The sequence below is a fragment of the Nocardia sp. JCM 34519.1 genome, assembly GCF_020361265.1.
GTDB lineage: Bacteria > Actinomycetota > Actinomycetes > Mycobacteriales > Mycobacteriaceae > Nocardia > Nocardia arthritidis_A.
In genome coordinates, this window is record NZ_JAIRBR010000006.1 from 169677 (window position 1) to 195408 (window position 25732).

25 protein-coding genes are annotated in these 25732 nt (G+C 66.8%); 12 read left to right on the top strand and 13 right to left on the bottom strand.

The window, feature by feature from the left end:
• Positions 1 to 243 precede the first annotated feature (243 nt).
• The 4 genes from LGY53_RS17780 to LGY53_RS17795 form a co-directional block, all read right to left on the bottom strand.
• Positions 244 to 450, bottom strand: a complete 207-nt coding sequence (locus LGY53_RS17780; RefSeq protein WP_167471785.1) for a DUF3073 domain-containing protein — start codon at positions 448 to 450, stop codon at positions 244 to 246.
• A 175-nt stretch (positions 451 to 625) separates the two neighbouring features.
• A complete protein-coding gene (locus LGY53_RS17785; protein WP_225727780.1) occupies positions 626 to 1576 on the bottom strand; it encodes an asparaginase in 951 nt (316 codons plus the stop codon).
• Positions 1577 to 2305 carry an MOSC domain-containing protein gene (locus tag LGY53_RS17790; RefSeq protein ID WP_225727781.1) on the bottom strand — a complete coding sequence of 243 codons (729 nt, stop codon included), beginning with the start codon at positions 2303 to 2305 and terminating at the stop codon, positions 1577 to 1579.
• 234 nt (positions 2306 to 2539) lie between these two features.
• Positions 2540 to 3658, bottom strand: coding sequence for a folate-binding protein YgfZ (locus LGY53_RS17795; protein ID WP_374111196.1), 1119 nt, complete (start codon positions 3656 to 3658; stop codon positions 2540 to 2542).
• 221 nt (positions 3659 to 3879) lie between these two features.
• Between LGY53_RS17795 and LGY53_RS17800 the strand changes: the two genes are divergently transcribed.
• The 6 genes from LGY53_RS17800 (at position 3880) to LGY53_RS17825 (ending at position 12384) form a co-directional block, all read left to right on the top strand.
• A complete protein-coding gene (locus LGY53_RS17800) occupies positions 3880 to 4800 on the top strand; it encodes an aminodeoxychorismate lyase (RefSeq protein WP_225727783.1) in 921 nt (306 codons plus the stop codon).
• A 169-nt stretch (positions 4801 to 4969) separates the two neighbouring features.
• Complete coding sequence (locus LGY53_RS17805) at positions 4970 to 6454, top strand: cytochrome ubiquinol oxidase subunit I (protein ID WP_225727784.1); 1485 nt, start codon at positions 4970 to 4972, stop codon at positions 6452 to 6454.
• A gap of 9 nt (positions 6455 to 6463) precedes the next feature.
• Positions 6464 to 7495, top strand: a complete 1032-nt coding sequence (gene cydB / locus LGY53_RS17810) for a cytochrome d ubiquinol oxidase subunit II (RefSeq protein ID WP_225727785.1) — start codon at positions 6464 to 6466, stop codon at positions 7493 to 7495.
• Between the two features lie 2 nt (positions 7496 to 7497).
• Positions 7498 to 9393 carry a thiol reductant ABC exporter subunit CydD gene (gene cydD / locus LGY53_RS17815; protein ID WP_225727786.1) on the top strand — a complete coding sequence of 632 codons (1896 nt, stop codon included), beginning with the start codon at positions 7498 to 7500 and terminating at the stop codon, positions 9391 to 9393.
• 62 nt (positions 9394 to 9455) lie between these two features.
• Entirely contained in the window at positions 9456 to 11192 is a 1737-nt protein-coding gene (locus LGY53_RS17820; RefSeq protein ID WP_255664323.1) for an ATP-binding cassette domain-containing protein, read from the top strand.
• 334 nt (positions 11193 to 11526) lie between these two features.
• Positions 11527 to 12384, top strand: coding sequence for an SAM-dependent methyltransferase (locus LGY53_RS17825; protein ID WP_225727787.1), 858 nt, complete (start codon positions 11527 to 11529; stop codon positions 12382 to 12384).
• A gap of 7 nt (positions 12385 to 12391) precedes the next feature.
• On the opposite strand, the gene LGY53_RS17830 is transcribed toward LGY53_RS17825, so the two are convergent.
• The 7 genes from LGY53_RS17830 to LGY53_RS17855 all read right to left on the bottom strand — a co-directional run bounded on the left by LGY53_RS17830 (position 12392) and on the right by LGY53_RS17855 (position 16570).
• On the bottom strand, positions 12392 to 13099 hold the full coding sequence (locus LGY53_RS17830; RefSeq protein WP_225727788.1) for an FABP family protein: 708 nt from the start codon (positions 13097 to 13099) through the stop codon (positions 12392 to 12394).
• Between the two features lie 190 nt (positions 13100 to 13289).
• Positions 13290 to 13595, bottom strand: coding sequence for a DUF1416 domain-containing protein (locus LGY53_RS17835; protein WP_225727789.1), 306 nt, complete (start codon positions 13593 to 13595; stop codon positions 13290 to 13292).
• A gap of 5 nt (positions 13596 to 13600) precedes the next feature.
• Positions 13601 to 14434 (bottom strand): sulfurtransferase, encoded by an 834-nt coding sequence (locus LGY53_RS17840; RefSeq protein ID WP_225727790.1) that lies wholly within the window; start codon positions 14432 to 14434, stop codon positions 13601 to 13603.
• A gap of 68 nt (positions 14435 to 14502) precedes the next feature.
• Positions 14503 to 15015, bottom strand: coding sequence for a DUF4395 domain-containing protein (locus LGY53_RS17845; RefSeq protein WP_225727791.1), 513 nt, complete (start codon positions 15013 to 15015; stop codon positions 14503 to 14505).
• Positions 15016 to 15137: 122 nt separating this feature from the next.
• A complete protein-coding gene (locus tag LGY53_RS44435; RefSeq protein WP_374111197.1) occupies positions 15138 to 15275 on the bottom strand; it encodes a putative leader peptide in 138 nt (45 codons plus the stop codon).
• 39 nt (positions 15276 to 15314) lie between these two features.
• Positions 15315 to 15749 (bottom strand): thioredoxin family protein, encoded by a 435-nt coding sequence (locus tag LGY53_RS17850; protein WP_225727792.1) that lies wholly within the window; start codon positions 15747 to 15749, stop codon positions 15315 to 15317.
• Positions 15746 to 16570, bottom strand: coding sequence for an LmeA family phospholipid-binding protein (locus LGY53_RS17855; RefSeq protein ID WP_225727793.1), 825 nt, complete (start codon positions 16568 to 16570; stop codon positions 15746 to 15748). Before LGY53_RS17855 ends, LGY53_RS17850 begins: the two co-directional genes overlap by 4 nt.
• Positions 16571 to 16775: 205 nt before the next feature.
• Between LGY53_RS17855 and LGY53_RS17860 the strand changes: the two genes are divergently transcribed.
• The 6 genes from LGY53_RS17860 (at position 16776) to pstB (ending at position 22681) form a co-directional block, all read left to right on the top strand.
• Positions 16776 to 17537: a response regulator transcription factor gene (locus LGY53_RS17860; protein WP_225727794.1), complete on the top strand. Its 762-nt coding sequence runs from the start codon at positions 16776 to 16778 to the stop codon at positions 17535 to 17537.
• A 79-nt stretch (positions 17538 to 17616) separates the two neighbouring features.
• Positions 17617 to 18522, top strand: a complete 906-nt coding sequence (mshD, locus tag LGY53_RS17865) for a mycothiol synthase (RefSeq protein ID WP_225727795.1) — start codon at positions 17617 to 17619, stop codon at positions 18520 to 18522.
• A 280-nt stretch (positions 18523 to 18802) separates the two neighbouring features.
• Positions 18803 to 19918: a phosphate ABC transporter substrate-binding protein PstS gene (pstS, locus tag LGY53_RS17870; RefSeq protein ID WP_225727796.1), complete on the top strand. Its 1116-nt coding sequence runs from the start codon at positions 18803 to 18805 to the stop codon at positions 19916 to 19918.
• A gap of 88 nt (positions 19919 to 20006) precedes the next feature.
• Positions 20007 to 20987, top strand: a complete 981-nt coding sequence (gene pstC, locus LGY53_RS17875) for a phosphate ABC transporter permease subunit PstC (RefSeq protein ID WP_225727797.1) — start codon at positions 20007 to 20009, stop codon at positions 20985 to 20987.
• The gene (gene pstA, locus LGY53_RS17880; protein WP_225727798.1) at positions 20987 to 21886 is read left to right on the top strand and encodes a phosphate ABC transporter permease PstA; all 900 of its coding nucleotides are present in this window, start codon (positions 20987 to 20989) and stop codon (positions 21884 to 21886) included. The genes pstC and pstA overlap by 1 nt, the downstream gene beginning before the upstream one ends.
• Before the next feature lie 18 nt (positions 21887 to 21904).
• Positions 21905 to 22681, top strand: coding sequence for a phosphate ABC transporter ATP-binding protein PstB (gene pstB / locus LGY53_RS17885; RefSeq protein WP_225727799.1), 777 nt, complete (start codon positions 21905 to 21907; stop codon positions 22679 to 22681).
• Positions 22682 to 22803: 122 nt separating this feature from the next.
• Here pstB and phoU read toward each other — a convergent pair whose 3' ends face one another.
• Entirely contained in the window at positions 22804 to 23466 is a 663-nt protein-coding gene (gene phoU, locus LGY53_RS17890; protein ID WP_225727800.1) for a phosphate signaling complex protein PhoU, read from the bottom strand.
• Between the two features lie 102 nt (positions 23467 to 23568).
• On the bottom strand, positions 23569 to 25623 hold the full coding sequence (locus LGY53_RS17895) for an LCP family protein (protein ID WP_225727801.1): 2055 nt from the start codon (positions 25621 to 25623) through the stop codon (positions 23569 to 23571).
• Positions 25624 to 25732 lie beyond the last annotated feature (109 nt).

Below are 25732 nucleotides of genomic sequence, written 5' to 3' on the forward strand. Positions count from 1 at the left end.
TCCGGGTCGGATATGACCAGCTGTGCCCGTGGGCGATCGGGTCCGCCGCCGCGCCGACGAACCGTGGTCCGGGACTAGGAAGGGATCCCGGATCGCGGCGTTGTCGGCACATACCAACGTCCCGCATCGCGACGATGCGGGACGTTGCTTTTGCAAGCCACTAAGGCGAAGTCCGCAAACCTCGTTATCAAACGCGGTGAAGGGGGAGGCCGGTCGGGCCTCCCCCTTCAGCGTAGATCCGAGTCAGCGGCGCCAGTCGTCGTAGTCGTCGTCCTGGTCCCAGCGGGACAAGGACTCGTCCGCGTCGTGCTCATCGGACAGCACGCCACCGCTGTGGGTGGGGTTTCCCGAGAGCTCGCGCTGAAGGCTCGCGAAGTCGGTCGATGGCGAGCTGTACTTGAGCTCGCGTGCGACCTTGGTCTGCTTTGCCTTAGCCCGGCCACGGCCCATGGCTGACCCCCTCGCGTCACTGCGGGGCGGCCTGGGGTTTGTTGGCGGCCCCGTTCGAATTAATACTCTTCCTGACAGACACTTTAGCGTGCTTCTGACGGTAGCGCTTCCAGGAGTGGGTGAAGAACTCTCGAACTGGTGCCGTTTGCCCGGTTGTCGCCCCCGGCCGTGCGAACTAGAGCGCGCCCGGGATCGCGCGGATCACACCGACCCGCGCCCCGCCGCCGAGCACCGCCGGTGCCGCGAGTTCGGTATGCGCATCGGTCCATTCGACTCCCATGCGCTGCAAAATGGCCAGCGTCAACGGCATTCGGGCGCGGTCGTGCCCGTCCTCGATCTTGTACGCGAAGGCGGTGCCGTCGGGCAGCGCACCCGCGTGCACACCGTCGGCGCCGATCTTGCACACCAGCCCCGGTGTGGCGGTCATCGCCAAGAGGTCCGGTCCGTTCGTGCCGCAAATCACTCGCGGATTCGTGCGTATCGCATCGGCGACTCGCCGCTCGGGCGAGCCGGGTTCGGCGGTGGCCATCGTCGCGAAGACCCGGGCCAGGTTGATCAGCGAAACCGGGATGATCGGCAGCCCGCAGCCGTCGATGCCGAGATCGGTTTCCGGCTCGCCGGTGAGGTCGGTGACGGTGGCGATCACGGCCTGCTGCAACGGATGTGCCTCGCTCAGATAGCCCTCGGTGGGCCAGCCGTTGATCGCACAGGTGGCCAGCATCGCGGCATGCTTACCGGAGCAGTTCATATAGATCCGGCGCTGCTCGCCCGCGGTCACCGCATTCGCCCTGGCGCGCTCCTCCGACGGCCAGTCCGGCGGGCACGCCAGCGCCTTCTCGTCGAAGCCGAACCGGTCGAGCAGGCGGCGCACCAACTCGACGTGATCCGGCTCCCCGTAATGCGATGCGGCCGCGATGGCCAACTCCGCGTCGTCGAGCGGCTCGAAACCGTGCCGCAGCAGGGTGATTGCCTGCATCGGTTTATTCGTTGAGCGCGGGAAGATCGGCGAATGCACCTCGCCGAGTTCCAGCCGGGGCTCGCCGTCGGCGCCGAGGATCACGACCGACCCACGGTGCACACACTCACGGAATCCGGAGCGAACGACCTCGACCAGTTCCACACTCACTTAGCTGACTCCCGTCTTATCTGTATCGGATTCGCGGTGCTCCCGGTGCCCTTCGCGGCCGCGCACCGCGGCTCGTCGGGAATTGGCGTGGCGGCGGGCGTGGCGCGCGACCTGCATGCGCACATCGTCGGACACCGTCGGCTCGGCGGCCAGCAGAATCGCGAGCAGATCCGGGTCGGCGCCGGTGAACAGGTCGCGTACCGTGACGCCGTGGTCCGGGGTGTGCACGATGTGCACCGCATCGCCCGCGCCGACGGTGCCCTCCGTCAGCACGCGCAGGTACGCGCCGGTATCGGCCCGCAGCGTGAACCGCTTCACCCAGCGCTCCTCACCCGACCACTTCTGGAAGGTGGCGCACGGGACGCGCGGTGCGCTCACCTCCAGCAGGGTGTCGCCGATCTGCCAGCGGGCGCCGATCACCGCATCGCTCACCGCGAGCCCGGTGATGCGCAGATTCTCGCCGAACCAGCCCGCGGGCAGTTCGCGGCCGAGTTCATCGCCCCAGCGCCGCGCGTCCTCGTCGGCATACGCGTAGACGGCCTGGTGCACGCCGCCGTGGTTCGTGGTATCGCAGACGTGATCGCCGTCCAGCCCGAGCGCGCGCACCGGCACCCGGCCCGGCACCGGTCGTTTATCGATCGCGCTGCGCCCGACACGGCTGCCGGGCACCTCGATCTCGGCGTGCACCACGCATACGGCCGTAACCCTTGCAGAGTCAGCACTTTTCATCGACGTCGCTCCTCTCCGCGCCGCACCGATCGGGTGGCGCGCCTCCGGGGTCCGGCGCGCATCGATGATCTCGGCGGGCGGCCTTTACGGCGCACGGGAGCGTCGCAACGCCGGTTACCGGCATGGATATACCGGTGCCCGACCGTCGGCCGCCAGAGCCGGTTCGGTGGGAGTGGACGTTTCGCACGGCCGATCGTCGGGTGTTGCCCGCGGCGAACCCGGTCGCGTCGCGCATCAACGCCCGCGTAGCCGGTCCACCGCGGCGCGTCCGGCCTGCGGCGCGTCGTCGGCGGGTATGGAATCCGGATCGATCGCGGCGGCCGCCGGGCCCGCGGTGAGCGCGGTATCGGCGGGGACGGTGCGCTTGATCAGGGCGAGCGCGATCGGGCCGAGTTCGAAATGGTCGATGACGGTGCCCAGCCTGCCGACCGCGCGGCCGCCGGCCAGCACATCGTCGCCGGTGGCCGGGCGCTCGTCGGCCGAGCCGTCGAGGTGCAGCAGCAGCAGGTGGCGCGGCGGTTTGCCCAGGTTGTGCACGCGTGCGACGGTCTCCTGCCCGCGATAGCAACCCTTGTCCAGGTGGACGGCGCCGTATTCGGCCGGGCCGCCGATCCAGCGGGCCTCGTGCGGGATGGTGCGCTCGTCGGTGTCGAGGCCGACGCGCGGGCGCACCGCGGCGACCCGCAACGCCTCGAACGCCCACATGCCCGCGGGCTCCGCGCCCGCGGCGGTGAGCTTCGCCCACCAGGAGCCCAATTCGGCGCGCGGGATCACCAGGTCGAAGGAATCGCTTGTCGGCCAAGGCATCCGGCGCAGGAAGCCGCCGCCCGGCACCGGTACCACCGCGTAGGTGGGCGGCAGCTCGTCGATGCCGAGGGTGGCGGTCAGCTCGGTGACGCGCGGGCCGAGCAGGCTCAGCACCGCGTATTCGGCGGCTTCGGGTTTGGCGTCGGCCCAGAAGACCATCTTGGTCAGGAAGTCCAGTAGTGCGGGTCCGCGGTCGGCCTCGGTATCGATCCACACGGTGCCGTCGAGTTCGGTGAGCACGAAGTGGTGCAGGATCCGGCCCTGCAGGTCGAGGTCGAGGTTCTCGGCGGACTGCCGGTCGCCGAGGTTCGCGACGTGCTGGCTGGAGATGGTGTGCAGCCAGGTCAGGCGTTCGGCGCCGGTGATGCTCAATACGAATCGGTGCGACCGGTCGACGATCGCGACCCGCTGCGCGGCGGCCCGCTGTTCACCGAACGGATCCCCGTAATGCCACGCGACGGCGGCATCCGGCGAGCCGGCCGCTCCCGCGACGGCTCCAGGAACACTGAGCAGAGGACTGGGCGCAACGACCACGGACACGTCCACCACTCTATGCGAGTGCCCGGCGCGGGAGCTCGGCCCGTTCGGCACGACCGGCCGACCTGCGGTAAGCCGGTCTCGTCCAGGTTGTTCGGCGCGCGTATGTGCCGTGGGATCGCGGTGGCGAATTGTGCAGTTCGACAAGCCGGAACGGCTCCCGGCCGCCGATCCCGTTCGCCCTGTTCTTTACCTCCTCGAGCTGGGCTCCCGTGCCCTACGGTAGGACCATGGTGGATCGAGTTCTTGTAACACTCGACGGCGCGGTCCTGGACCCGGACGCACCGTTGTTGTTTGCCGACGACATGGCGGTGTTGCGTGGCGACGGTGTTTTCGAAACGGTGCTGGTGCGCGGCGGTAACGCCTGCGCCATCGAATTTCATCTAGGCAGGCTGCGCCGCTCGGCGCAGGCGCTCGATCTACCCGAGCCCGAACTCGGCCGTTGGCGGGAGGCGGTGGAGCGGGCGGCCAAGGAGTGGGGCGCCGATCGCGAGGGTGTGCTGCGGATGGTGTTGACCCGCGGCCGCGACAGCGAGCAGTCCGCGGTGCCCGCCGATGTCACGGGGGGCGACCTGGCGCCCGCGGTCCCGACGCCGACCGCCTTCGTTCTGGTGCTGCCGGTGCCCGCGCGGATCAGCGTCGCGCGCACCGACGGCGTCTCGGTGGTGACCCTTTCCCGCGGTATCTCCGTCGATCTGGCGCAGGCCGCGCCGTGGCAGCTGCTCGGCGCGAAGACGCTGTCCTATGCCACCAATATGGCGGCGTTGCGCTTCGCCCATCGGATGGGCGCCGATGACGTGATCTTCACCAGTACCGAGAACAGGGTGCTGGAGGGTCCGCGCTCCACCGTGGTGATCGCGCGGGATAAGACGCTGATCACCCCGCCCGCGAAAAACGGTGTGCTGCCGGGTGTTACGCAGCGCGCGCTGTTCGTCGAGGCCGAGAAGGCCGGGTGGCAGTGCCGCTACGATTCGCTGTTCACCGCCGATCTGCTTACCTGCGACAGCATTTGGATGCTCTCGTCCATCGCGCTGGCCGCACGGGTGAATTCACTGGACGGGCTGCGCATGTCGGCGCCGGACAATGCGGGGGAGATCATCGAACTCGTCGATCGCGGCGTCGCGCGCGCCGGGGCCGTCGGTGACTGGTGAGCCGGACGGAGGTCTGGGTGATCTCCGTCCTATCCGATCTGCCAGAGCCCAACGAATGTACTGGTAGACGACGAAAGTCCCGGTGTGTCGTGGCCTAGGCCTCACTTGGTTCGACCCTGCCGCGACGTAGTATTACTACGTCATGTCGTAGATCGGCAGGAGGACGAAGTTGTCTGCGGTTGACGTATCACGCTGGCAGTTCGGTATTACGACCGTCTATCACTTCTTATTCGTGCCGCTCACCATCGGACTCGCCCCGATCGTCGCCGGCATGCAAACCGCCTGGGTCATCACCGGGAAAGAGCGCTGGTACCGGCTGACCAAGTTCTTCGGGAAACTTTTCCTGATCAACTTCGCACTCGGCGTCGCCACCGGCATCGTCCAGGAATTCCAGTTCGGCATGAACTGGAGCGAATACTCCCGATTCGTCGGCGACGTCTTCGGCGCACCGCTCGCCCTGGAAGGTCTCGTCGCCTTCTTCATGGAGTCGACCTTCCTCGGACTGTGGATCTTCGGCTGGACCCGACTACCGAAATTGCTGCACCTGGGCGCGATTTGGATGGTGGCCATCGGCGTCAACGCATCCGCCTACTTCATCATCGCGGCCAACTCGTTCATGCAGCATCCGGTCGGCGCGACATATAACGCCGAACGCGGGCGCGCCGAACTGAAGAGCATCAGCGAGCTGCTCACCAATAACACTGCGCTGGCGGCCTTTCCGCACGTCGTCGCCGGATCTCTGCTCACTGCGGCCACTTTCGTCGCGGGCATCGCGGGCTGGTGGATGGTCCGCAACGCGCGCAGCGGCACGGAAGACAAACTGGCCGAGGCGCGTTCGATGTGGCGGCCCGCCGCCCGCGTCTCGCTGCTGCTCATGGTCGCCTCGCTGATAGCGCTGGTATACACCGGCGATGTGCAGGGCAAGCTGATGTTCAAACAGCAGCCGATGAAGATGGCCTCCGCGGAATCGCTGTGCCACACCGCGACCGATCCGGACTTCTCCATCCTCACCGTCGGCACGCACAACAACTGCGACAGCGTCACCCATGTGCTGGAGGTGCCGTACGTGCTGCCCTGGCTGGCCAAGGGCGAATTCACCGGCGTCAAGCTGGACGGCGTCATCGACCTGCAGAAGGCGTACAACGAGAAGTACGGCGTCGGCGACTACCGCCCGAATCTCTTTGTCACATACTGGTCTTTCCGCGCCATGATCGGGCTCTCGGCCGGTTCGGCACTGCTGGTGCTGCTCGGCTGGTGGCTCACCCGGCGGGGCCGGGTACCGAATCAGCGGTGGTTCGGCTGGCTGAGCCTGCTCATCATCCCGACGCCGTTCCTGGCCAACAGCGCGGGCTGGGTGTTCACCGAAATGGGCCGCCAGCCATGGGTTGTCGCGCCCAACCCGACCGGCGACCCGAATCTGCGAATGACGGTGCAGCAGGCGGTATCCGGGCATACCGCGGGCACGGTGCTGGTCTCGCTGATCACCTTCACCCTGCTGTACGGCGTGCTCGCGGTGGTCTGGTTCTACCTCATGCGCCGCTACACCGTCGCCGGACCCGAGCCCAAACCCGTTACCGGATCCGATGATTCGGGTGACGGTGGATCGGCGCCTGCGGAAGAGCCCGCCGTCGAACAGCTTTCCTTCGCCTACTAGGAGCGCGAAATGAGCCTGCAAGAATTCTGGTTTCTGCTGATCGGCGTGATGTTCACCGGCTACTTCGTGCTGGAGGGCTTCGACTTCGGCGTCGGGATGCTCATGCCGATCCTCGGCCGCGGCGAGGATGTGCGAAGGCGGGTGGCGCTCAACACGATCGGGCCGGTGTGGGACGGCAACGAGGTCTGGCTGATCACCGGGGGCGCCGCGATGTTCGCCGCCTTCCCGGAGTGGTACGCCAGTCTGTTCTCCGGCTTCTACCTCGCGCTGCTGCTACTGCTCGTCGGCCTGATTCTGCGGGTCGTCGCCATCGAATACCGCGGCAAGATCGACGATCCGCGCTGGCGTGCCCGTTGCGATTTCGGCATCGGACTCGGTTCCTGGCTGCCCGCGCTGGCCTGGGGCTGGGTATTCGCCAATGTGGTGCGCGGCGTTCCGTTGAACGAGCACAAGCAATTCGCCGGATCGGTGTGGGATCTGTTCGACCCGTACGCGATTCTCGGCGGGCTCGCGACCGCGCTGCTGTTCGCATTGCACGGCGCCACCTTCCTGGTGTTGAAGACCGGTGGCGACTACCGGGCCGACGCCCAGCGCACGGTGCGACTGCTGCTGGCGCCGACAGCGGTGGTCGTCGGTGCGTTCGGGTTGTGGACGCAGCTGTCCTACGGTGCCGACTGGACCTGGATTCCGTTGGCGCTGGCGGTGATCGGGCTCGTCGGCGCGGGTGCGGCCGCCTTCACCGATCGGGACGGCTGGGGCTTCTTCGGCACGACGGTCACCGTCGCGGCGGCCACGGCGCTGCTGTTCGGCTCGCTGTTCCCGAATGTGTTGCCGTCCACCATCGATGCGGCGTACAGCCTGACCATCCACAACGCCTCGTCGACGCCGTACACGCTGAAGGTGATGAGCTGGGCCGCGGTGTTGGTCACCCCGGTGGTGCTGCTCTATCAGGGCTGGACCTACTGGGTGTTCCGGAAACGGATCACCGTCGCACACATTCCGGCGTCGATCGGCCTGTCGGTGGGATCGGTCAAGGACTGAAAATGGCTCGCCCGCCTGTTGATCCGCGCCTGTGGCGGTATGCGCGTTCGGCCCGCCGCTACCTGGCGTCGAGTGTCGCGCTGTCCCTGGTCATCACGGGCGCGATCGTGGTCACCGCGATCGCGCTCGCCAGGGTGCTCGCCGGAGTGATCACCGACCCGGGTAGGCGTTCGATCGATTCGTGGACAACGGAATTGGTGATACTCGCCCTCGCCGTCGCGGTCCGCGCGCTGGCCACCTGGTGGCAGTCGCGGCTGGCGCACCGGGCGGGCGCGAGCGTCGTCACCGAGTTGGAGACGGCGGTGCTGGTCGCCGGGGCGAAGCTGCCGCCGCGCGAATTGGAAACGCGTCGAACGGAATTGGCGGTCGTAGTCGGCAGTGGACTATCCGGATTGCGCGGCTATCTGGTCGGGTACATCCCCGCGCTCCTGCTCGCCGTGCTGGTGCCGCCGATCGTCATGGCGGTGATCGCGATCCACGATCCGATCTCGGGTCTGATCACGGTGGTTACGCTGCCGCTGATTCCGGTCTTCATGATCCTCATCGGTCTGCTCACCAAGGGCCGCGCCGAGGCGACGCTCGCGGCCACCACCCGGCTCTCGGATCAGATGCTCGATCTGTTCGCCGGTATGCCGACCCTGCGCGCCCTCGGCCGGGAGGCCGGATCCACTGCGGCGCAGCAGGATTCGCGAACCATGGCGGATCGCGTCCGGCAACTCGGCGACGCGCTGCGGCAGCGCACCATGCGGGCGCTGCGGATCGCGTTCCTGTCCTCGATGGTGCTGGAAATGCTCGCGACCCTGTGTGTCGCGCTGGTCGCCGTCTCGATCGGCATGCGGCTGGTCTTCGGCGAGATGAGCCTGTATGCGGGTCTAGTCGCGCTGATCCTCGCCCCGGAGGTCTACTGGCCGCTGCGCACCGTCGGCGAACGCTTCCACGCGGCCCAGGACGGAATGGCCGCCGCGGACAAGGCTTTCGCGGTCCTGGAGCCCGAGGCCGACGGTGAGCCCGACGAAAACCCTCCGGCGGTGAGCGCGACGGCCGACGAGTCCGGCGTTGGCCGGGGTGCCGGATCGGCCGGGTCTCGACTACCCGGTGCGGTTGTGGCACCGGCTGATTCGGCTGCCCGTCGTGGCCCGGAATCGCGCACCGGGAGCGGCATGGTCTCGCGGATCGGTGATCCAGGCGGCGTCGGTGCGGTTATCGAGATCCGCGGGCTGACGGTCGGTTCGCGCGACGGATTCGCGCCGGACGGGTTGGACGCGGTGCTGCGCCCGGGACAGATCACGGTGCTCACCGGCCCCAATGGCAGCGGTAAATCCACTGTGCTGCAAGCGATCCTGGGGTTGATCGAGCCGGATCGGGGTTCGGTGCGCATCGACGGGGTCGATGTGCGCGAGCTGGACTCCGGCACGTGGTGGTCCCGGGTGGCCTGGCTACCGCAGCGCCCGGTCCTCGTTCCCGGCACGCTGCGGGAGAACATCGAACTGCTCGGTGCGCGGGCGGCGCACACCACCGCCCACGGTGCGGCCCGAATCGCGGACGACCTCGAAGCGGCCTGTGTGGCAACAGGATTCGATACCGTACTGGACGAACTGCCGCACCGCTGGGATACCGAACTCGGTCCGGGCGGCGTCGGCCTGTCCCTCGGCCAACGCCAGCGCCTCGCCCTCACCCGCGTCCTCGCCGCGGACCGTCCCGTCCTGCTGCTGGACGAGCCCACCGCACACCTCGACTCCGACAGTGAGGCAACGGTATTGACCGCCATCGAACAGCGCGCTCGCAGCGGCGCAACCGTCGTCGTCATCGGGCACCGGCCGTCGGTGCTGGCCATCGCCGACCATATCGTCCCGGTCCGCGCCACCGCACTCGAACATCCCGAAGCGGTATCCGTATGAGCAAGCTCGTCGGCACGGCGTCATCGACTCATGGCGGATCCCAGCTGCGGCGAGGAGAAGCCATGAGTCGCAGCGCATCCCGTATCGATTCGCCACCCATCCCTTCGCGGGCCGGGCAGCCGGTACGAGTTACCGGAGCGGCCGGATCGGCTGACCGCCCAGGCGTCGATGCGAAATCCGGTGTGCTGCGGGATATCCGGCACATCTGGCGGCTGCTCGCGCTATCGCCATGGCGGATCGCCGTCGCGGTCGGATGGGGCGTGCTCGCATTGGGTAGTGGGCTCGGTCTGTCGGCGCTCGCGGCGTGGTTGATCGCGCGGGCCTGGCAGATGCCGCCGGTGCTCGATCTCAGCGTCGCCGTGGTTTCGGTGCGGGCGCTGGGCATTTCGCGCGGACTGTGCCGGTATGCCGAGCGGTTGGCGACCCATGACGTCGCGCTGCGCTCGATGACGACCGCGCGCACCACGGTCTATCGCACCCTCGCGGGATCCGATATCTGGCTGCGGCGGGGTACCTCCGGCGACCAGCGGCTGCGGCGCGGCGATCTGCTGGTGCGGATCGGCGGCGATATCGACGATCTCGGCGCGGCGGTGGTGCGGGTGTTCGTACCCGTCGCGGTGGCGATCGTGCTGTCCGCCTTCGCGATCGGGCTGCTGGCCACCATCGCGGTCGGTGGGGCGGCGATCCTCGCGGTATCGCTCGCCGTGGCAGGCATTGTCGCGCCGTGGCTGTCCGCCAGGGCGGCAAGGGAATCCGAGCGGGCGGTGCGGGCCGATCGGGCCGAGTTCACCGCGCAGGCGCTGACCGTGCTCGACCACGCGGCCGAACTGCGGGTTGCGGGGCGCCTGGATGCCGCTGTCGCGGCCGCGACAGCCGCCGGGCGGCATGCGGTGGCGGCCGAGGACGACGCGGCCGTACGCAGCGCCTGGGCGGCCGCGGCGACCCCGCTGTCGGTCGGGGTGAGCGCGCTCGGCGCGCTGCTGGTCGGCATCGCGAGCTACGGCCCGAACGGCGGTGCGCCCGGCGCGATGACCCCGATGGCGCTCGCCGTGCTGGTGCTGCTGCCGCTGTCGGCCTTCGAAGCGGTCGGCGCGCTGCCCGCCGCGGCGCAGGCGCTCACCGCGGCCAGGGCCGCGCTGCACCGGCTCACCGCACTCGACACCGGCGCGGCAAACCCGTTGCCGCACAACCTCCCCGACCGCCCGGACGGCCGCCGCATCGCCGTCGTCGGCCCGAGCGGCGCGGGCAAAACGACGCTGCTCATGTCCTGGGCCGGGCTCTTCGACACCCCGCGCCCCGGCGTGACCTTCTTCGCCGAAGACGCCCACCTGTTCGGCACCTCGGTGCTGGAGAACCTGCGGGTGGCACGCGGCGACCTCACCGAGCCGGAGGCCGAAAAGGCGTTGCGCGCAGTGGGTCTCGGTGACTGGCTGGACGGCCTCCCAGATGGCGTGCACACCGCGTTGAGCGGTGGTGCCGCCGCCGTATCCGGTGGGCAACGCCGCCGGATTCTGTTGGCCCGCGCCCTCGTATCCCCGGCGCGCGTCCTGCTGCTCGACGAACCCACCGAGCATATGGAGGCGGACGCGGGCGCCGACCTCCTGCGCGCCCTGCTCGATCCTGATGACGGCCTCGTCGAATCCGATCGAACCGTGATCGTCGTCACACATCAACTTCCGCCCGGCGCCGGCGCCGACGTGATCATTCACCTGAGTGAATCAGGCCAGCTCACAACCGCTTTCCCGACCGGATCTGCCGCCGGTTCCGCCCGTGGAGAAATTCCGTTGCCGACGCGCTGAACCCTCGCTAAGTTCGTAGTTACACGAGGAAGGAGGTGGTTCTGAGAATGCTTATTCATAGGACACGTGAGGTGGCTGTCCGCTAGCGCCACCGCTGCCGGTGGAATTCACCCGCGCGAGCGCGAAGCGAATTCCAGGCAGCCACCCGGCCCCCGAGCCCCCGGTCCGTCCGACCGGGACCCGTGCAGGTGAAAGCCCGCACCGGTATGGTTCGGGGGCTGTTCCCTTTTCCGGGCTTCTGCCGCTGTCATCCGCCCGTTCCCAGCGGCGGCAAGTATCGGTGGCAAGAAATTGCCGTCTGGGGCAACGGGTTTCCGGTTATTACGCTCGATGGATGCAGAGTGATTCCGGGCGGAGCGGGACCGCGGAAGTGGTCGCGGTACTGCGGGCGGCAGCGGCACGTGATTCGGTCTTGCGCAATCCCGATCGTTTCGCGGAGCGGTTGATCAGCCCCTGGTATCGGTGGGGATTGCGAATCTCGTTGGCGCGGGCCGGATTACTGTGGGCTGCCGAGCAGCAGGCGCCCGGATTGTATGCCTACGTCACCGCGCGGACGAAGTACTTCGATCAGGTGATCGTCGGGGAAATCCGTTCCGGCGCAGAACAAGTCGTGATCCTCGGTGCCGGTGCGGACAGCAGGGCGCAGCGATTGCCGGAGTTGCGTTCGGTCGCGGTGTACGAACTGGATCATCCGGCCACGGCGGAATGGAAGCAACGCAGGCTGCGGGCCGCCTTCGGGGCGGTGCCCGCGCAAGTGCGTTATGTGCCGGTGGATTTCGGCAACCAGTCGCTGGACGACGTGTTGGACGCGGCCGAGGTGGCACGCGATCGGCGGACGATCTTCCTCTGGGAAGGCGTCGCGCCCTACCTCACCCACCCCGAGGTCGACGTGACCCTGACGGCAATCGCACGTTTCCGCGCCGGATCCAGTGTGGTCTTCGATTATTGGGATCAGGGTGCGATCGACGAGCCGAGCCGATATCCGGGCGCCGCCGAATACCTGCGCCGATTGGCCGCCCGTGGTGAACCGATCCGCTCCGGCCTGGACCCGAACGCCCTGGCCGATCACCTGACCGCGCACGGCCTGAAGTTGGTGGACAACGCGGGCCCACGCGAATTGGCCGAGTACCTAACCGGTTCCGGCCGATCGAGCTTGAGCTTCTGCTGGATGGCACACGCCCGCGTCCGATAACGCGATATCAGCCGATATACCGCTGCAACCTGGCCGACAGCCGCGGCTCGAGCGGACCGTCCGCGACCACCCGCTCCTCGACATAGGCGAGGTCACCGCCCTCGACGATGCCGTACAGCCGCTTGGCCCCGCCGACGACGATGCCGGATTGACTGCGGATCACCACATCGGTGGCCAGCTCCCAAGATGACTGGGTGAGCGCCTGCCCGTAGAACAGCTCGACGATGCCGGTGCTGTGCGTGAGCAGCAGCTCGATCACCTCGTCGTCGCCGTCGATGCCGACCCGCCAGAATCCGCTCTCGCGCAGATCGGGTCCGCCGTAGCCGCCGTCGGATTCGATGATCCAGGACCGGGACTCCCAGGCCAGGTAGTCGCCGCCGTCGTGGGAAACCACGATCTGCTGGCCGAAGCGGTAGTCGCCGCGGTCGGGATCATTGCCCTCGCCCTCGCCGCGCCACACGCCGACCATCGGCAGCAGCGCCAGCATGGAGGAGCTGAGGTCGGGGCCGAGCCGCAGATTGGCCGTATCGTCGGGCAGCGGCAGGTCCGGCAGCACCGGAATGTTCCGGCCGCCGGTACTTTTCGCCCGCTCGGCTGCTTCGGACACAGCCTGATCACCGCTGCGCCGGGCGGACGGATCGGCGGGAGCGGTTCCGTTCATCTGTTCGCTCGCTCGCTCGGCCGGATTGGAACCCTCGCTCGCGAGCTCACTCATGATTCGGTGAACAGTCGGTAGAAGACGTACAGACCGAACCACCCGATCAGGATGGCCACGGCCACCAGCAGGATTTCGAAGAAGACGACCACATTTGGAGTCTAACGACCCCGGCGTCCCCGCACACAAACGGCCCCTTCGCTTCCCGGATCGTGGGCAAACGAAGGGGCCGTTGATGGCAAACAGATGGTTACTTGGCCACCGCGACGTCGACGCTGTGGATGCCCGCGCCGTCCGGACGGACCTCAGCGGACCCGTTACCAGAGGAAGACAGCGCGCGCACGGTCCAAGCGCCGGGCGCGGCGAAGAACCGGAAATCGCCGGTGCCCGAGGCGACAACCTCGGCGGTGAAGTCTCCGTTGCCGTCCAGCAAACGCACGAACGCGCCGCCGACCGGCTGGCCGTCGGAGCTCAGGACGCGGCCGGTGATGACCGTCTCCTTCTCCACGTCGACGCCCGCCGGAATGGCCTGACCCTGGGTAGGTGCTGCACACATGTTGATTACGCTCCCAACTCGATCGGTGCACCGACGAGGGAGCCGTATTCGGTCCAGCTCCCGTCGTAGTTCTTGACGTTCTGGTGGCCGAGCAGTTCCTGCAGCACGAACCAGGTGTGCGAGGAACGCTCGCCGATCCGGCAGTAGGCGATGGTCTCCTTGGCGCCGTCCAGACCGGCTTCCTGGTAGATCTCGGTCAGTTCCGCATCCGACTTGAAGGTGCCGTCCTCGTTCGCGGCCTTGCTCCACGGCACGTTGATCGCGGTGGGGACGTGGCCGGGCCGCTGGCTCTGCTCCTGCGGCAGGTGCGCGGGGGCCAGGATCTTGCCGGAGAACTCGTCGGGCGAACGCACGTCGACCAGGTTCTTCTTGCCGATGGCGTCGATGACCTCGTCGCGGAAGGCGCGGATCGACAGATCCGGCGCGGCCGCCTTGTACTGGGTGGCCGGGCGGTTCACCGCATCCTTGGACAGCGGACGACCGTCCAGCTCCCACTTCTTGCGGCCGCCGTCGAGCAGCTTGACGTTGTTGTGGCCGTACAGCTTGAAGTACCAGTAGGCGTATGCCGCGAACCAGTTGTTGTTGCCGCCGTAGAGGATGACCGTGTCGTCGTTGGCGATACCGCGCGCGGAGAGCAGATCGGAGAACTGCTCCTGGTTCACGAAGTCGCGCCGAACCTGATCCTGCAGGTCCTTCTTCCAGTCGAGTTTGACGGCACCTTCGATGTGCCCGTTGTCGTAGGCGGAGGTGTCCTCGTCGACCTCGACGAATACCACGCCGGGTGTGTTGAGGTTCTCTTCGGCCCAGTCAACGGAGACCAGGACATCGGAGCGAGCCATGTTGTTCCTTTCATGGTGCGCGGCGATCGGACATGGGTCCGCCCGAACGCCCCTATGACTTGCAGGGGTCAGTGTGAGCTGGTCGGTGTGGCACCGGCCGGGGCCGCCTGGGTCCGGCGGAAGCGGGCGACCAGTGGGTAGATCTGGCAGCCGAGGCAGATCCCGAACGCGGCGTTGAGGAACGCCGCGAACAGGGCGAAGCCGGCGAAGATGGCGCCGACGACGGTGGAGCCCGCCAGGAATCCCAGCAGGCTGACGGCGCTGAAGATCAGGCCGAGCAATTGGGCGAACCGCAGCGGGGCAACGGGTTCGGTTTCCTTGGTCGGCTCCAGGCGCGGCGCGATGAACGCGGCGAAGAGCCGGCCGTATGGATGACGTCGCGGACCGTAGAGCGCGCCGATCGCGAAGACGACCGCCTGCACGGCGATGAGCACCGCGGCGAGCGGCCGGGAGAACGCGGCGGCGATCAACACCAGCACGAGGACACCGGTGGTGACCCAGGCGGCGAAGCGTGGGCCGCGAACATCGACCTGACCGGGAATTACGTTGGCTACGGAGGAATTACGAGAATTTACGGACATTGTGCCTACTCCTGCGCTGAATACGACTGATGGCGGGATAATTGCCAGTTCGCCTGGGATTCAGAGATCACTTACGCGACGAACGCAGGTCGACTCGGCGGGTATCCGAGGGAGTCGACCGCTCAGCGGCACAGGCAGCAACAACCGCCAAGGCGACACAGATCAACTGTGCGGCGCTTGGTGAGCATCAGCTCGTGGTTGGCTTGCACGAGAGGCAGTTTACCTGTTTCTGCGGGGGAATTGGACCCGGGGTTGGTCACATTCCTGATCAACGAATGTAAAGCCGGGTTACGCGGCGGTCATACGGTCAGCGGGACCAGCGCCGAACGCAGATCACCCGCCTTGGGCACGCCGGAGATTCGGAATCGCTCCCGCCCTTCGGCGTCGAAGATGAAGGTGGTCGGCAGTGAGAGCACATTGAGCGCGCGGGCCAGTGTCGGTTCGGTATCGATGTCGATCTCGATATCCCTTGGCGCCAAAGGTGTTTCGGCCAATTCCGCGGTGACATCAGCGATCACCCTGCGCACCTGGGCGCATGGGCCGCACCAGTCGGCGGAGAAATGCAGTACGGCGGGCCCGGATCCGGTTATGCCCGCGGCGGCGAGCAATTCGGCGCGGGTAGATTCATCGGACGATACGTCGGCGGTGCGTACCCGCCCTTCGCGGCGGCGCCACAGCACGCCGACCGCGATGGCGGCCAGCAATATCACCGCGAGAATTGTGATTTCGATCATGGTCGCTGCAATCGGTCGAGGTCGATCGTCATGTTCTGGCCGCTGCCCTCCACCACGATCCAGCCACCCCGTGGGAAGGCTTTGGCGGGCCGGACACCGAACGGCAATTCCTTGGTGTCGATGGTACGGGTGAATTGCTCGAGCACCGCGGGCTGATCGGCGTCGGGGATCACCGCGGTCGGCATGGCGTCGACGCCGGAGCCGCGGTAGAGGCCGGTCGCGATGAACCGCATCTGGTTGTGCTCGCTGTCCAGCATGAGATTCGCCTTCACGCTGACCTTTTGACCGCCGTAGCGCGCGCCCGGCAGCACCGGCAGCGTGCCGGTGAGCACCAGCGACTGCGTATCCGATGTGTTCTTGCTCGCATTGGATCCGTCCGCGCCGCCCGAGCGGAGGCTTTTGTCGGATTTGTCGTCCGGATCCAAATGCACTTCCAGATCGGGGATATTGAAGAACCGGCCGAGTGCCTCGGGCCGCAGCACCATTCGGCCCTCCACCCGATCCACCAGGACATTGCGCAAATTGCCGTCGACGAGGCTGGCGGCGGGCAGGTGCACTCCGGTCAGCGTGGCCTCGACGCTGATTTCGCCCGGAATGTCCGGCCGCTTGCTGAACGCCTTGATATCGACGCCGTTCAGCTTGCCGTCCAACGCCTTCAACACAAATGGGAAGCCGTGGATCGTCACCTCGGGGTCGGCGGTCAAATCGGCGCCGTGGCGCAGCGCACGGGACACCGTGTACTCGGAGAAGGCGGCGGCGCCGAAATCGATCACCACCGCAAGTCCCGCCAGACAAAGCAGCCCGATGATCAGCTTGCGCATAACACAGCACCCTAGTCGGCGCGCGCGACCGAACGCGGCGGGCCGAACCGACCCGTTCGATCGACGCGGTACACACCACAGTGACCGGAAGGCGTGGTCATGGCCCTGGACACGCTAATCTTGCAGTCGATTACCTGTGATTAGCGACGTGGCTCAGCGGAGTGCGCTGTGCTCCGCGTGGCTACGAGATGGGAGGAGGGCCTCCGTGGAGCTGCTCCTGCTGACCTCCGACCCCAACCCCGAGTCGGTGCTGCCATCGCTCGCGCTGCTCGCACACAATGTGCGGCCCGCGCCGACCGAGGTGTCATCGTTGCTCGAGACGGGCAGTGCGGATATCGCGTTGGTCGACGCGCGTACCGATCTCGCCGCCGCCCGCGGCCTGTGCCGACTGCTCGGCAGCACCGGTTCGTCGGTGCCGGTGGTCGCGGTGCTCACCGAGGGCGGGCTCGTCGCGGTCAACGCCGATTGGGGACTCGACGACATCCTCCTGCCGAGCACCGGACCCGCCGAACTCGACGCCCGGCTGCGGCTGCTGGTCGGCCGCAACGGCGGTGCGGCCAGTCCGGAGAACACCGGCAAGATCACCCTGGGTGAATTGGTCATCGACGAGGGCACCTACACCGCCCGGCTGCGCGGCCGCCCACTCGACCTGACGTACAAGGAGTTCGAACTCCTCAAATACCTCGCCCAGCACGCGGGCCGCGTCTTCACCCGCGCCCAGTTGCTGCAGGAGGTGTGGGGTTACGACTTCTTCGGCGGCACCCGCACGGTCGACGTGCACGTGCGACGGCTGCGCGCCAAACTCGGCAGCGAGTACGAATCGCTGATCGGCACGGTGCGCAATGTCGGGTACAAGGCGGTGCGCCCGGCCCGCACGAGCGCCAAGGGCGAGCCGGTGGCCTTCCCAGATGAGGAGTCGGAGGGTTCCGACGAACCGCTCGCACCGGTGAACGGCTCGGCCAAGTAGTCGTGTGGAATGTCCGGTGAGCGAGCTCTGTTGTGCCCGTTGACCTTCGGAATGCGCACGGCGAACGGGAGATGCGGCGATGAGTGACTGGTCCGATCGGCTCGACGACGAATCCGCCACCGCGGTGCGGGAATTGCTCGATGCCGCGACGAAAGTCGATGGTGTCGCACCGGTTTCGGAACAGGCCGTGCTCTCGCTGACCCGCGACGGCGCCCGGCATCTGATCGCCGAGCGAGACGGCCGGATCGCCGGATACGCGAATCTGGTTGCCGCGCACGGTGAGCATCCGGCGATGGCCGAGGTGGCGGTGGATCCGGCCATGCGCGGCAATGGAATCGGCGCGGAGTTGGTGTCGGCCGCGCTGGCCGAAGGCGGTGCGGGCGCCCGAGTGTGGGCACACGGTGATCTTCCCGCCGCGCGGGCCGTCGCGGCCCGGCTCGGGCTGGGTAGAGCGCGGGAGTTGTGGCAGATGCGACGACCTCTGGCTACATCTGAGCTATCGGAGCTGGTTGTGCCGGAGGGCATCGTGCTGCGGACCTATGCGGGCCCGGCCGACGACGCCGAAATCCTGCGGGTGAACAACGCCGCATTCGCCTGGCATCCGGAACAGGGCGGTTGGTCCGAAAGGGATCTCGCGGACCGTCGCGCGGAGTCCTGGTTCGACGCGGCGGGCCTGTTTCTCGCCGCGGCCGCGGATGCTCCGGAGCGCCTGCTCGGATTCCATTGGACCAAGGTGCATTTCGAGGAAAACCCGCCGGTCGGCGAGGTTTATGTGGTCGGCATCGACCCGGCGGCGCAGGGGCGCGGACTTGGTCGGCTGCTCACCCTCGCCGGGCTGCATCACCTGCGCGATCGCGGTCTCGCCGAGGTGCTGCTCTACACCGAGGCGGACAACACCGCCGCCGTGCACACCTATACCCGGCTCGGCTTCGCGCCCGCCCATATCGATGTCGCCTACGCGGCGGCCCAACCGTCGCGCGACTGAATGGAAAGCGGCGGGTAAAGAAGCTCCCAGTAAAATTGGGGCAAATGTCACACATACCAGACTCAATCGCGCCGGGCTGTTCACCTCCCGTTCACTCAGCTCGAGCCAACTGTCAACCGGCCGAACCTACGTTACTTGTGGGCTGCATACTGCGGCCTGGTGCGCAAGTTCCCCGCGAACAGCACCACATCACCCGCCCGGGGCTGACCGTCACGAGCGACCTGCAAGCAGTCGCTGGCGGCGAGGGACCGGGCGTGCATGACGCCATTCCGGAGGAATAGTGAACTTCAAGCGCAGCAGCGCCCTGGTCGGCGTGCTCGCCGTCGGCGCCATGACCGTCGCCGGTTGTGGTAGCGACAACAACACCGGCGGCAGCTCCGACACCTCGGCCAGCAAGGTCAACGTCGACTGTGGCGGCACCAAGGCGCTGAAGGCCAGCGGTTCGTCCGCGCAGAAGAACGCGATGGACCGCTTCGTCGCCGCCTACGAATCCAACTGCAGCGGATACACCCTGAACTACACCTCCAGCGGTTCCGGTGCCGGCGTGAGCGAATTCCTCGGCGGTCAAACCAATTTCGGTGGCTCCGACTCGCCGCTCGACCCGAACAAGCAGGAGCCGCAGAAGGCCGCGGACCGCTGCGGCTCGCCCGCATGGGATCTGCCCACCGTCTTCGGCCCGATCGCCATCACCTACAACCTCGACGGCGTGAGCGATCTGGTGCTCGACGGCCCGACCGCCGCGAAGATCTTCAACGGCACCATCAAGACCTGGGACGCGCCGGAGATCAAGGCGCTCAACCCGAACGCGAAGCTCGGCTCGGACAAGATCTCGGTGATCTACCGCTCCGACGACTCGGGCACCACCGACAACTTCCAGCTCTACCTGAACGGCGCATCGGACGGCGCGTGGGGCAAGGGCGCGGGCAAGGTTTTCAACGGCGGCACCGGTGAGGGCGCGAAGGGTAACGAGGGCACCTCGGCCGCCATCAAGAGCACCAAGGGTTCCATCACCTACAACGAGTGGTCCTTCGCCAAGTCGCAGAACCTGTCCATGGCCGCCATCGTCACCTCGGCGAGCAAGGACCCGGTCAAGCTGACCGTCGAGTCCGCGGGTAAGGCGATCAGCGGTGTGAAGATCAAGGGCGAGGGCAACGACCTGGTGCTCGACACCAGCTCGTTCTACAAGCCGACCACCGCGGGCGCGTACCCGATCATGCTCGCCACCTACGAAATCGTCTGCTCGAAGTACAAGGACGCCGATGTCGCCAAGGCGGTCAAGGCGTTCCTGACCTCCGCCACCACCAACGGCCAGCAGGGCCTCGACGGTGCCGGATACATCCCGATCCCCGATCAGTTCAAGACCAAGCTGACCGCGGCGATCAACGCCATCTCCTGATTGATTAGTAATGACCGCGCACCCTGAGGTGACCCCTGCGGGCTCGTCGGATTCGATGGGCCCGCGGGCGGTTGGAGAATCTGCCCCCATGTCGAGTGAACCGAGCACCGAGCCGGCCCCAACCAAGGGCCGCGCACCAGCAGCGCACCGCGCGTGGGCGGAATTCACCTTCCGTGCGCTCGCGACGACGGCGGGTGCGACCATCGTCGCCGCCATCGCGCTGATCGCACTGTTCCTGCTGATCCGCGCGATCCCGTCGATCAGGGCGAACGAGGCGAACTTCTTCACCAGCACCCAGTTCGTCACCAACAATGCCGATCACCTGCGGTTCGGCATTCGCGACCTGTTCATGGTGACGGTGCTGAGTTCGATTTTCGCGCTGGTGATCGCGGTGCCGATCGGTGTCGGCATCGCGCTGTTCCTCACCCACTACTCGCCGAAGGCGCTGGCCCGCCCGTTCGCGATGCTGGTCGATCTGCTCGCCGCGGTGCCGTCGATCGTTTTCGGCCTGTGGGGTGTGCTGGTGCTCGCGCCGAAACTCGGGCCGGTGCAACAGTTCCTCAACGACAAACTCGGCTGGTTCTTCCTCTTCTCCGACGGCAATGTCTCGATCGAGGGCGGCAACAACATCTTCACCGCGGGCATCATCCTCGCGGTGATGATCCTGCCGATCATCACCTCGGTATCGCGTGAGGTCTTCCATTTGACGCCGCTCACCCATATCGAGGCGGCGCACGCGCTCGGCGCGACCAAGTGGGAGATGGTGCGGATGACCGTGCTGCCCTACGGCCGCAGCGGTGTCATCGCCGGTTCCATGCTCGGACTCGGCCGCGCCCTCGGCGAGACCATCGCGGTGTTGATCGTGCTGCACACCTCGCCGAAGGCCGGGCACTGGTCGCTGTTCGACGGCGGATACACCTTCGCGTCCAAGATCGCCGCCGCTGCAGCGGAATTCAGCTCACCGCTGCCGACCGGCGCGTATATCGCGGCCGGTTTCGTCCTCTTCGCGCTGACCTTCGTGGTGAACGCGCTGGCCCGGCTGGTGGCCGGAGGAAGGGTGAACGGCTGATGACCGCGACACTCGACAAACCGATCAAGGCGCCGACGTTTCGTCACGTGAGCACCGCCCGCCGGATCAAGAATCAGCTCGCCACCGCGACGGTCTGGCTGTGCTTCGGCATCGCGCTGGTCCCACTGATCTGGGTGCTGTTCGTGGTGCTGGCCAAGGGTTTTCACGCGGTGGCCTCGGCCACCTGGTGGCAGAAATCGCAGAAGGGCATCCTGCCCGACCAGTACGGTGGCGGCGTCTACCACGCGATCTACGGCACCATCGTGCAGTCGGCGATCGCCGCCGTGATCGCGGTGCCGCTCGGCATCATGGCCGCGATCTTCCTGGTCGAATACGGTCGCGGGCCGCTGGCGCGGGTCACCACCTTCATGGTCGACATCCTGGCCGGTGTGCCGTCGATCGTCGCGGCGCTGTTCATCTTCGCGCTGTGGATCGCGACCTTCGGTGCGCCGCAGAGCGCGCTGGCGGTTTCGCTGGCATTAGTGCTGTTGATGTTGCCGGTCGTGGTGCGCAGCACCGAGGAAATGTTGAAGTTGGTGCCCGACGAACTGCGCGAGGCCTCGTACGCGCTCGGCATCCCGAAGTGGAAGACGATCGTGCGCATCGTCGTCCCGACCGCGCTGCCCGGCATGGTGAGCGGCATGCTGCTCGCGCTGGCTCGCGTGATGGGTGAAACCGCGCCGGTGCTGGTCCTCGTCGGCTACAGCAAGTCGATCAACACCAATATCTTCAACGGAAATATGGCCTCGCTGCCGTTGTTGATGTACCAGGAGTTGCAAAACCCGCTGGAGCCCGGTCGCGAGCGGGTCTGGGGTGCGGCGCTGACGCTGATCCTGCTCATCGCCCTGCTGTACGTGGCAGCGGCGGCCGTCAACAAGCTGCTCACGCGGAATCGATAGAACCGAACGGATATTCAGATGGCCAAGCGGATCGACGTCAAAGACCTGAACATCTACTACGGCAAATTCCATGCCGTCGCCGATGTGTCCCTGACAGTGCTGCCGCGCAGCGTGACCGCCTTCATCGGTCCGTCGGGTTGCGGTAAGTCCACCGTGCTGCGTTCGCTCAACCGGATGCACGAGGTGACCCCGAACGCCCGCGTCGAGGGCGCGGTGCTGTTGGACGGCGAGGACATCTACGGCTCGCAGGTCGACCCGGTGGGCGTGCGCCGCACCATCGGCATGGTGTTCCAGCGCCCGAACCCGTTCCCCACCATGTCGATTCGCGACAATGTGGTGGCCGGGCTGAAGCTGCAGGGTGTGCGCAACAAGAAGGAGCTCGACGAGGTCGCCGAGCGCTCGCTGCGCGGCGCCAACCTGTGGAACGAGGTCAAGGACCGGCTGGACAAGCCGGGCGGTGGCCTGTCCGGTGGTCAGCAGCAGCGTCTGTGCATCGCGCGGGCCATCGCGGTCTCGCCCGATGTGCTGCTGATGGATGAGCCGTGTTCGGCGCTCGACCCGATCTCCACGCTCGCGATCGAGGATCTGATCACCGAGCTGAAGAAGGAATTCACCATCGTCATCGTCACGCACAATATGCAGCAGGCGGCGCGGGTGAGCGATCAGACCGGCTTCTTCAACCTCGAGGCGCAGGGTAAGCCCGGCAAGCTGATCGAGATCGACGACACCGAGAAGATCTTCTCCAACCCGGGCAAGAAGGCGACGGAGGATTACATCTCCGGCCGCTTCGGATAAGCCCAGCCACCCTACGCGAAAAGGGCCCGCCAGGTAGGCGGGCCCTTTTTCGTTGTGCGGCAACCTGATTCGGGTGCGTGCCTCAATTACATTGTCCGGCAAAGATTTTCACCGGACGGGTATTACGACTCGGCGTCCGGATCCGGGGGTAGAACGCCGGTGACCAGGAAGATGACGCGGCGGCCGATCTCGACGGCGTGGTCGGCGAAGCGCTCGTAGTAGCGGCCGAGCAGGGTGACATCGACGGCGGCGGCGACGCCGTACTTCCAATCGCGGTCCATCAGCAGCGTGAAGAGGTGACGGTGCAGATCGTCCATCGCCTCGTCGTCCTCGTTGAGCTGCGCGGCCCGCTCCGGATCCCGGGTCTCCAGAACCTCTTTCGCGCCCGCGCCCATATTGACGGCGATGCGGCCCATCTCGGCGAAGTATCCGTTGACCGCCTCCGGCAGCGCATGATTCGGGTGACGGCGGCGTGCCACCTTGGCCACGTGCAGGGCCAGCGCACCCATCCGATTCACATCGGCGACGATCTGGATCGCGCTCACCACCTGGCGCAGATCACCCGCGACGGGCGCCTGCAATGCAAGCAGAGCAAACGCTTTCTCCTCGGCCTCCTGGATCATTTCGGCGATCCGGTCGTATTCGGTGATCACCTGCTCCGCCAGAGCTAGGTCGGCCTGGAGCAGCGACTGGGTGGCCCGATCCATTGCCGAACCCGCCAGACCGGCCATCTCACCCAACAGGTGGGCGAGATCCGCCATTTGCTCGTTGTAGATGACACGCATGAAATCAGACATTAGTTCCCGGCGCTGTCCAAGTCACGAACACTCGGTTAATGCCGGGTGCCGATCGTTAGCGCCGGTGTTGCCGCAGTTGACGGCCGGAAATCAGGTGCAGGCCTCGTCGGCGGCGTTGACGTGCTCCAGATCCGGCGGCAGAGTGACCGGCGTCGCAGTCCTGCTCTCCGGCGGCAGCTCGGGCAGCGGTGCGGCGACCGGTGTCGGCGCCCGCACGGTGCCGCCGAAATCCGATCCGATGAGCAGTTCGACAATGCTGCCCAGCTCACTCGTCTGCTCCAGCGTCGCACCGGGCACCGCGCTGGCCAGCGTCGCCGCCTCGGCCTCGTGGCCCGGGCTGTACCTGATCCTGGTGGTCGGTGAGATGCCGTCCGGCGAGGTGGTGGTGCTGTAGATCTGGAAGGTCTGATTGGCCAGCTTGGTCGCGGTGCGCTGGGCGGCGCCCGCCACGCCCGAGCCGTTGGTCACCTGAACCGTGACGGTTCGCGGATCGACCGCGGTGAGCTTCGGCGGCGCGGGCGGCTGGGTGGTGGAGGTCTGCGGCTGCTGCGACTTCTTCTCACCGGGCAGCGGCTGGTCGTCGATGATGGCGCGGAAGATCGCCTTGATATCGGCCTCGCGCGGAATCTCGTTGCCGTAGGAGGTGGTTCCGGCGGTCGGCACGGTCAGGAAGGTCACCGAACCGGCGTCCATCTTCTGCAGCGAACGCCCGAGCATCAGCAGATCCGGGGTCTTCACATTGTCGACGAAGGTGTGCGCGGTGAACGCGCTGATGAACCCGTTGAACTTGCCGGGGTCGAATAGCACTCTGCTGGATAGGGATTCGCGTAGCAGCGAGGACAGGAAGCGCTGCTGCCGGTGGATGCGGTCGTAATCGCTGCGCTCCTCGCCGTAGACGTGGCGGGCCCGCACATAGTTCAAAGCCGTTGCGCCGTCGATCCTTTGCTTACCGGGATGGTCCAGCACGGTACCGAGCACACCGTCGACGACCGGTTTCGGCGCGCACACCTCGACGCCGCCGACCTGATTCACCATCGCCTCGAATCCGGCGAAATCGATGCCGATGAAATGGCCGATATTCAGGCCCGACATCTTGCGGATGACGTTCACCAGGCATTTCGGTCCGCCGAGGGCGTATACGGCGTTGAGTTTGTCGCCGATGGCGGACGGATAGGTGTCGTCGGTGTAGGTGCCCTTGTCGTTGTTCCAGCCCTGGCACGCCGGGCGGGTGACGTCGAGATCGCGCGGAAAGGAGACCGCGACCACCCGGGCCCGGCTGGCTGGAATGTTGACCAGCATGACGGTGTCGGAGCGGGCGCCGTCCGCATCCGCCGTTGTGCCCGCACCGACGTCACCGTTGGCGCCCGCGCGGGAGTCGGTGCCGACGATCAGGAAGTTCTCGTCACCGAGCTGACCATCGGAATCGATGACATCGGTCTTGTCGTCATCGATGGCCGAGACATGCGTGAACTGCTTGTCGGTATAGCGCTGGTAGGCCCAGCCGCCGCCGGTGAGCACCAGCGCGATGACCGCGAACAGCGCGCCGGTGACCTGCCCGGCCAGGCGTAGCCTGCGGCGTTTGCGCTGTTTGTTCAGCGCGAGGCGGGTCAGCCCGACGGTTTTCGGCCGGGCCGTATTATCGTCGGATTCCGTTGCGGCCGTGTCATTTTCGATGACCGCAGGTAGTTTGTCGGTGATCTGGGACGCGGGCGCGGATTCCGGCTGGCTGGACAGGATATCCTGCAGCACAGGCGAACCCGCGGTGATCGGTTCGGAATGCGCGGCGGGATAGGATAGTTCTATTGCCGGGTCGGCGTATTGATTTGCGGCCGAGTCGGATTCGCTACCGTTATCGACGGAGTAATCGACCCCTGCGCCGAATCCCGTTGCAGGGGATCCGGTTCCGATCTTCGCGCCGTTCGGCCGGGCGGCATGCGTCGCGCGACCCGAACGCTCACTGTCCACCCGCTCGACCAACTCGTGCACCGTCAGCGGCGCCGGTCCGGATGCGGGAGCCTCGTCCGCGTGGCGGGCACGCCGAGACGCGCGCGCACCGTCTCGTTCGGTGTACTCCGCCGCGGGATATCGCTCCCACGGGGCGCGACCTGAAGGCCGTGGCGAATGCCCGTGCCGATCGTCACCCACCAACGAACCCTCGCTTTTCGTTTTCCGCCGCGACCGCTATGCCGACCGGCATGACCGATCCCGCCATGATAACGATTCCGGCACGGCGACCGGTGCACCTGCGGAAATG